Origin of the sequence: Comamonas sp. GCA5, assembly GCF_036541385.1 — a bacterium.
GTDB lineage: Bacteria > Pseudomonadota > Gammaproteobacteria > Burkholderiales > Burkholderiaceae_C > Comamonas > Comamonas aquatica.
On sequence record NZ_JAZHFR010000011.1, the window covers coordinates 67,894 to 74,957 of the forward strand.

At 69.8% G+C, this 7,064-nt stretch carries 5 protein-coding genes and 1 pseudogene; 1 reads left to right on the forward strand and 5 read right to left on the reverse strand.

Annotated features, from left to right (window positions below; genetic code table 11):
• Window positions 1-360 precede the first annotated feature (360 nt).
• Window positions 361-1,611, reverse strand: coding sequence for an aminotransferase-like domain-containing protein (locus SJH88_RS04695; RefSeq protein ID WP_274753735.1), 1,251 nt, complete (start codon window positions 1,609-1,611; stop codon window positions 361-363).
• A 61-nt stretch (window positions 1,612-1,672) separates the two neighbouring features.
• Window positions 1,673-3,075: pseudogene (gene hglS, locus SJH88_RS04700) on the reverse strand (2-oxoadipate dioxygenase/decarboxylase HglS).
• A gap of 210 nt (window positions 3,076-3,285) precedes the next feature.
• Here hglS and SJH88_RS04705 point away from each other — a divergent pair.
• Window positions 3,286-4,227, forward strand: a complete 942-nt coding sequence (locus SJH88_RS04705) for a LysR family transcriptional regulator (RefSeq protein ID WP_043381743.1) — start codon at window positions 3,286-3,288, stop codon at window positions 4,225-4,227.
• Between the two features lie 124 nt (window positions 4,228-4,351).
• On the opposite strand, the gene SJH88_RS04710 is transcribed toward SJH88_RS04705, so the two are convergent.
• The 3 genes from SJH88_RS04710 to SJH88_RS04720 all read right to left on the reverse strand — a co-directional run bounded on the left by SJH88_RS04710 (window position 4,352) and on the right by SJH88_RS04720 (window position 6,967).
• Entirely contained in the window at window positions 4,352-5,254 is a 903-nt protein-coding gene (locus SJH88_RS04710) for a transporter substrate-binding domain-containing protein (RefSeq protein ID WP_274753736.1), read from the reverse strand.
• A 536-nt stretch (window positions 5,255-5,790) separates the two neighbouring features.
• On the reverse strand, window positions 5,791-6,495 hold the full coding sequence (locus tag SJH88_RS04715; protein ID WP_274753737.1) for a riboflavin synthase subunit alpha: 705 nt from the start codon (window positions 6,493-6,495) through the stop codon (window positions 5,791-5,793).
• Window positions 6,496-6,568: 73 nt separating this feature from the next.
• Window positions 6,569-6,967 carry a diacylglycerol kinase gene (locus SJH88_RS04720; protein ID WP_154164982.1) on the reverse strand — a complete coding sequence of 133 codons (399 nt, stop codon included), beginning with the start codon at window positions 6,965-6,967 and terminating at the stop codon, window positions 6,569-6,571.
• Window positions 6,968-7,064 lie beyond the last annotated feature (97 nt).

The window sequence follows — 7,064 nt, forward strand, 5'->3', positions numbered from 1 at the left end:
CGTTATCCCCAAGCGTACGTGACGCAGCCGACAAACCGGCTGCGGTGAGGCTGCATGCTTTGTCGATGGCAGCGTAGTGACACAAGACTGCGGCCATAGCGAGGTTGGACGGGCAAGCCATCTTTGTGACTGCGGTGGTGCTGCCTGGTAAAGGAAGTGCTCCTGGGCGATGGTGCAAGCAGTGCTTTTGCGGGGCATCGGCATATTGGGTGGTGCCGCTTGTGATCTCCATGCCTGCTGCGCATGCGGTGTGCACGGCGCTGAACTCGGGATGCTGATGACAGGGCCGCGAGGCCAACCCCGAAGGGCTGGCACCCGCCTGGGACTGAGGCGCGGGGCGTTCCCCGCCACCGTGCCGCGTCAGTCGCGGGCCTGGACCACGGCGTGGGCCAGGCGCTGCACGGCCTGCTCGATCTGCGGCACATCCGGCGCGGCGAACGACAGGCGCATGGTGTGGCGGTCCGGGGCGTGCGGGAAGAACGCCTGCCCCGGCACGTACAGCACCTGGGCGGCCACGGCCGCGTCAAACAGGCGCTGCGGGTCGATGCCGTGGTCGATCTGGGCCCAGACAAACATCCCGCCCGCCGGTGGGCTGCAGCGGATGTCGCCGGGCAGGTGCTGTTGCAGCCCCTGCACCAGGGCCTGCATGCGCTGCTGGTAGGTGTGGCGCGCGCGCTCCACCGTGGCCGGGTAGCGGCCGCTGTGCAGGTAGCAGGCGGCCATGGCCTGGGTCAGCGGCGCGGTACACAGGTCCACGGTCTGCTTGGCGATGGTGCAGCGGCGCAGCACGGCGGCATCGCCCAGCATCCAGCCCACGCGCAGCGCCGGCGCCACGGTCTTGGACAGGCTGGACAGGTAGAGCACCGGGTTGCGCCCGGCACTCCCCGCCTGCTGGGCGGTGGCGTAGACGGTGGCGGGTGGGGGCGTTGCGTCCCCGACGGCGGCGTCGAAGCGCAGCTCGCCGTACGGATCGTCCTCAACCACCCAAAAACCATAGCGCTGTGCCAGCTCCACCAGGGCGCTGCGGCGCGTTGCGCTCAGCAAGGTGCCGCGGGGGTTAGAGAAATTGGGCACCGTGTACAGCAGCTTGGGCCGCTGTGCGGCGGGCAGCTCGGCCAGCAACTGCGTCAGGGCCTCGGTCTGCAGCCCCTCGGCGTCCATGGGCACCGGCACGATGTGCGCCTGCGCCAGGCGCAGGGCCTGCAGGGTGGCGGGGTAGGCCGGCACTTCCACCATCACGGTGTCGCCGGGGGCCACCAGCACGCGCACCAGCAGGTCGAACGCCTGCTGCGAGCCGGTGGTCACCAGGATGTCGCTGGCGGCGGCCGCCATGCCGCGCGCCTGGCATTGCCCGGCCAGGGCTTCGCGCAGCGCGGGCAGGCCTTCGGTGGCGCCATATTGCAGCAGCGCCGGGCCCTGACCCAGGGCCTGGGTGGCCGCCGCCGCCAGTCCCTCGGCGTCGAACAGGCTGGGCGAGGGATAGCCCCCCGCCAGGGAAATCATGCCGGGGCGGCTGAGGTAGGGGAACAGCTCCCGGATGGGCGAGCCCGCGGGCTCGGCAAACAGCGGGGCGAAGGCGGCCATGCCGTCCGCCGTGGAAGGGGTGTGCATACAGGGCAATCCAGTCAGGTGGCGGCCGGATCGCTCCGGCCGCAGGGGCCAGGCGGGGCGTTCAGGCGGCCACGGCGCCCAGGGCGGCGCGCACGGCGTCGATGGAGCGCTGCTGCGCCTGCGCGTACAGCGCGATCTCGTCGAGCACCGGGGCGCCGAGGTCGGCCTCGAAGGCCTGTTGCGCGGCGTGGGCCTGGTAGTGCTTTTGCTCATCCCCGCCCAGGTTGGACTGGAAGATGCCGGCCGCGCTCACGGGCAGGAAGTCTTCGTAGGTGATGGGGTCGGCCTGCACCAGGCCTTGGGCCAGCAGTTGCTCCAGGTCAGCGTCGGCCGCCAGGTCGCCCGCCTGCGCCTGGCCCTGGGCCGTCAGGCTGTAGCGGTAGAAGGCCAGGCCCTGGCGGCGCAGCTCGGCGTGGCTGTCGGGGAACTGGGCGAAGGCCTGCGCCAGGCGCGTGGGGTAGTCGGCCGCGGCGCTGCCGGCATTGCCCATGCTGCGCACCTCACCCAGCAGGCGGTCGTACAGGGCGCGGCCCTGGTGCGTCAGGGCGACGCCGCGCTGCTCGATCTCGCCGAAGCGCGCGGTGTGCGCGCCGGCACGGTCTGCCCCGGCATCGGTGAAGCGCACGGCCTCCTTGAGCGCCTTGAAGCTGGTCTGGCGCAGCAGGATGGGGCAGGCGCGGCGCGGCGGGCCTTCGACCACGTCCTTGGCATCCATGCCGCGCGCGGGCATGGCGGCCTGGGCGGCGTCAATGTCCAGGGTGCGCGGCGTCAGGTGGTTGATGTGCGGGCCCTTGAAGCACACTACATCGGCCACCAGGCGGTGCGATTGCTGCAGCGCCGCGTAGGTGGCCGCATCCACGGTGGCTTCGCTGTGCCAGCGGAAGGTTTCCAGCGCTTCCTGCACGAAGCGGTCGGCGTCGGCACTGTCCAGGCCGCCGGCGGCTTCGGCCTGGGCGATCAGGTCCAACACCCCGGGGTGAAGATGTTGCGCCGCGCCAGGATGGCGGCCGCTTGCGCGCGCAGGGCCGGGTCGGCGATCAGCTCCAGGCGCAGCAGCGAGGTGAAGACGCGGAACGGGTTGGCCAGCAGGGCCGCATCCGTGACCGGGCGGAAGGCGGTGGAGTGCACGGGAACGCCGGCCACCGACAGGTCGTAATAGCCCACGGGCTGCATGCCCATGACGGCAAACAGGCGGCGCAGCGTGGCCAGCTCCTGGGCCGTGCCCACGCGGATGGCGCCGTGGCGCTCCACGTCCAGGCGCGGCAGCTCGCCGCTGTGCGCCATCTGCGCCTGCAGGGCGGGGTCGGCCTGCAGCACCTGGGCGTTGATGTCGGCCACCAGCTCCACCAGCGTGCCGTACTGGGGCACCTCGGTGCGGTACATCTCGGACATGGCGCGCGAGAAGCGGGTGCGGATCTCGTCGCTGGAGACCAGGTGGGCAGGGGTGTGGTGCGTGGTGCTCATGAGGGTGGGGCAGTCGGGTTCCTGGGGAAAGGGGCGGGGCGGCCATGTGGCGGCACCGGCAGCGCCCCTGCGTATGGGGGAATGTAGGGGGGTGGATTGACCTGGGTCAAACGATAATCTGGCCCCCAGGTCATACCCATACAGAATGACCTGCGGCGCGCGGCCCGCTGGCGGGCGCGTGCCGCTCTTGTCCCCCCGGAGTGTTCTTCCATGCAGCTGTCCCGCCGTTTCCTGCCCCCCATGTCCCTGCTGTGCGCCTTCGAGGCGGCGGCGCGGCACCAGAGCTTCACGGCAGCGGCGGCCGAGCTGCACCTGACGCAAAGCGCCGTCAGCCGGCAGATCCGCGCGCTGGAAGAGCGCCTGCAGGCCGAGCTGTTCGTGCGCGAGCGCCAGACCGTGCGCCTGAGCCCCGCCGGCCATGCCTATGCGCAGGAGATCCGCGGCGCGCTGGCGCGCATCGCCAGTGCCACGCTGGGCTTCAAGGCCAACCCCCAGGGCGGCAGCCTGAACCTGGCCATCCTGCCCACCTTCGGCACGCGCTGGCTGGCGCCGCGGCTGCCGCAGTTCCTCAGCGCGCACCCTGGCATCACCATCAACCTGACCACGCGGCTGTCGCAGTTCGACTTCCAGCTCGAGGCCGTGGACGCGGCCATCCATTTCGGCCTGCCGCACTGGCCGGGGGCCGAGATGGCGCTGCTGATGACCGAGACCGTGGTGCCGGCCTGCAGCCCGCAGGTGCAGGCGCAGTACGGCTTCAGCCAGCCGCAGGATCTGCTGCAGGCGCCGCTGCTGCACCTGGCCTCGCGCCCGGATGCGTGGCGGCGCTGGCTGCACGGCCATGCCGTGACCAGTGGCGATCCGCAGGGCATGCTGTTCGACCAGTTCGCCACTGCCGCGCAGGCGGCGATTGCCGGCGTCGGCGTGGCGCTGCTGCCGCGCTTTCTGATCGAGCGCGAGCTGGCCCAGGGCGACCTGGTGCGCGCCCTGCCGCAGCTGCCGGAGATGGAAAGCGCCGAGCGCTACTACCTGGTCTGGCCCACCAGCCGCGGCGACTACCCGCCGCTGCAGGCGCTGCGCACCTGGCTGCAGGCGGCCGCGGGCGATTTCATGCTGGCCTCGGCCGAGGGCTGGTCGGCGCCGGCGAAGCCATAAAAAAAGGAGCTGCTGGCGCAGCTCCTGATTCGGTTGCAAGTCGCAATGGGTGTGAAGCCCATTACTTGCGTGCGCCAGCCGCTTCGGTTGGCATAGCTACCGGGCGGCCGGGCGCGCGGCCCGCTCAGCTGGCGTAGGCTTCCAGCGGCTTGTCGTTGGGCTCCTGCATCAGGCGCTTGAGCGTGTCGCCTATGGGCAGGTTCAGCGGCGCGCCCTTGGGCGGGATGGGCTGCATGAACCACTTGTCGTAGATCTTGGCCACTTCGCCGGACTGCATCATCTGGCGCAGCGCTCCGTCCACGGCCTGCTTGAAGCTCGGGTCGTCCTTGCGGAACAGCAGGGCGATGGGTTCCGAGCCCAGCACCTCGCCAACGATCTTGTAGCCCTGGGGCGCCTTGGAGTTGGCGATCACGCCGGCCAGCAGGTTGTCGTCCAGCACAAAGGCTTCGGCGCGGCCCGACTCCAGCATCAGGAAGCTTTCAAAGTGGTCCTTGCCCAGCACGGTGGGCAGTTCCACGTTGTGCTCGCGGCCGTACTTGCGCAGCAGCTGCACGGCGGTGGTGCCGGCCGAGGCGGCCACGGTCTTGCCGTTGAGCTGCTTGAACGAGGTCACGGGCGAATCCGCACGCACGGCCATGCGCACCTCACTGACGTAGGTGGTCAGGGCGAAGGCCACCTGCTTCTGGCGGCCCAGGTTGTTGGTGGTCGGGCCGCAGCCCAGGTCCACCGTGCCGTTCTGCACCAGGGGCAGGGTGTTCTGCGCCGTCATCGACAGGTATTCGATGGTGGCCTTGGGGGCGATCTGCGCCAGCACCTTCTCGCACAGTTCCACGTGGTAGCCCACGAACTTGCTGTTGGAGCCCAGGGCATAGGCCATCGGGGCCGAGCTTTCGCGCACCCCGATCACGACCTTGCCGGCCTTCTCGATCTTGGACAGCGTGCTGCCCTCCACGGATTGGGCGTGGGCGCCCAGGGCGGCGGTCAACAGCGAACAGGCCAGGGTGAGGCGACGTACCAGAAAGCGCATTCTTCTTTTCCTTCCAAAACAGCAGGCGGGGCAAAGGTCGTGCTGATCGCGGCAGATCGTGGTGGCTGCGCTGCGTCAAGCACTTGCATCAACTATCCCGTAAATGTTGGCCCTGTCATAACGATGAAACGGAAGGAGGTCATGTGGGCCCTGCATGACCCTGCCCTGCCATGGTGCGCTGGCGGCCAGCGCCGTGCCCGGCCAGGGCCTGCTCCGCTGGGGCTGTCTGGGGGCGTGGCCTGCCCCCCGCTGCACGCAGCAGCCCGGTGGCCGGTTTCGTGGTGGGCGATGGCGTGGCGTGGGGCCTGCAGGCGCTGCCGCCACCGCAGCAGCCTGGGCCGAGCGTGGGCTCGCGCAGCAGGCCGGTGCAGGTGGGCCCGCAGGGCGCTCGCTGGCAGGTGCCATCGAGTTCCGGCATCACCCTGCCGCCGGTGCCGGTGCATGCGCCCGCGCTGCCGCCGTGCAGCTCTGAAAAAAGAGCAGCCTGCGCACGCTGTATCAGCGTGACAGGCCGTTGGGGTATGCAATCGTCTGGCTCAGGACGACATGCGCGGCATGTCCACGAAGTCGTCCAGACGCAGGCCTTTTTCCTGCAGCAGGGCTTCCAGCACCGGCTTGAGGCGGCCCAGGCTGGCCTCGACGGTCTCGCGCACCGTGTCCACCACCACCTGGGTGCTGCGTTCGATCTCGATGTTGACCAGGTCGCCCACGCGCTTGTGGCCGAAGACCGTCATGCGCAGGGTCTCTGGGATCAGCCAGACCTCGAACCAGCCGGCCTTGCGGTCCACCTCTGCCACCGTCAGGCTGGCGCCATTGATGGCGATGTAGCCCTTGGCGAACACGTAGGGGCGGAAGGCCTCGGGAATACCGAAGCGAATCTTGTGGTTGGTCTCGGTGCTCAGCACCTCCAGCACCGGCGCGGTGAAGTCGACATGGCCGGACAGCGGGTGGCCGCCGATTTCGGCGCCATCCTTGGCAGCGCGCTCCACGTTCAGCACGTCGCCCACCTGGTACTGGCCCAGGGTGGTGATGTTCAGGCTCTGCAGCATCACGTCGAAGGTGGCGCGGGTGGGCGACAGCAGCTCGGTCACCGTCAGGCACACGCCGTCGTGCGAGACACTGGCGCCAATCGCCAGGTCCTGGCAGAAGCCTGCGGGAAATTCCATGGTGAAGGTGCGCAGACCGTCCTGGTCGTGCAGCGCGGCAATGCTTGCCACGGCTTGGATGATGCCGGTGAACACGGGGTGGGCCCTCGAAGAAACAGTGACTGCGCAGTGTACGGCGCGCGCCGCAGCACGGCGGCGGTGCGGGCAATCAGCCGCCGAAGCGCTGGTACAGTGCCGCCGCCCAGACGCCGCCACACAGCAGCAGGCTCAGCAGCACGGCAGCGCTGCCCACGTCCTTGGCCATCTTGGACAGGGCGTGCCATTCCGGGCCGATGCGGTCGATGGCTGCCTCGATGCCGGTGTTCAGCAGCTCGGTGATCAGCACCAGCACCACGACCACGGCCAGCAGCGCGGTTTCCACCCAGGTCTGCCCCAGCCAGACGCTGGCGGGCAGCAGGCACAGCGCCAGCAGTACTTCCTGGCGGAAGGCGGCCGATTCCCTGAAGCCCGTGACCAGGCCGGCCACGGAATAGCCATAGGCGTGCCAGATGCGCGACAGCCCGCGGCGGTGCTTTTGGGCGTCTACGGCTTCGATCTCAGGGGGCATGGTGGGGCGCTCGCGCAGGTCAGGAAAGGCGCAAGCATAGCGCGCGGCGGCGGGTCGGGCGGCCGTGCGGCCCGGGCGCGGGGCAGTGCGCTCAGGC

Excerpts from the sequence above, each read along its gene's own strand:
- SJH88_RS04710 (WP_274753736.1), bottom strand. The coding sequence starts at position 5,254 with ATGCGCTTTCTGGTACGTCGCCTCACCCTGGCCTGTTCGCTGTTGACC.
- SJH88_RS04695 (WP_274753735.1), bottom strand. The coding sequence starts at position 1,611 with ATGCACACCCCTTCCACGGCGGACGGCATGGCCGCCTTCGCCCCGCTG.
- SJH88_RS04720 (WP_154164982.1), bottom strand. The coding sequence starts at position 6,967 with ATGCCCCCTGAGATCGAAGCCGTAGACGCCCAAAAGCACCGCCGCGGG.
- SJH88_RS04705 (WP_043381743.1), top strand. The coding sequence starts at position 3,286 with ATGCAGCTGTCCCGCCGTTTCCTGCCCCCCATGTCCCTGCTGTGCGCC.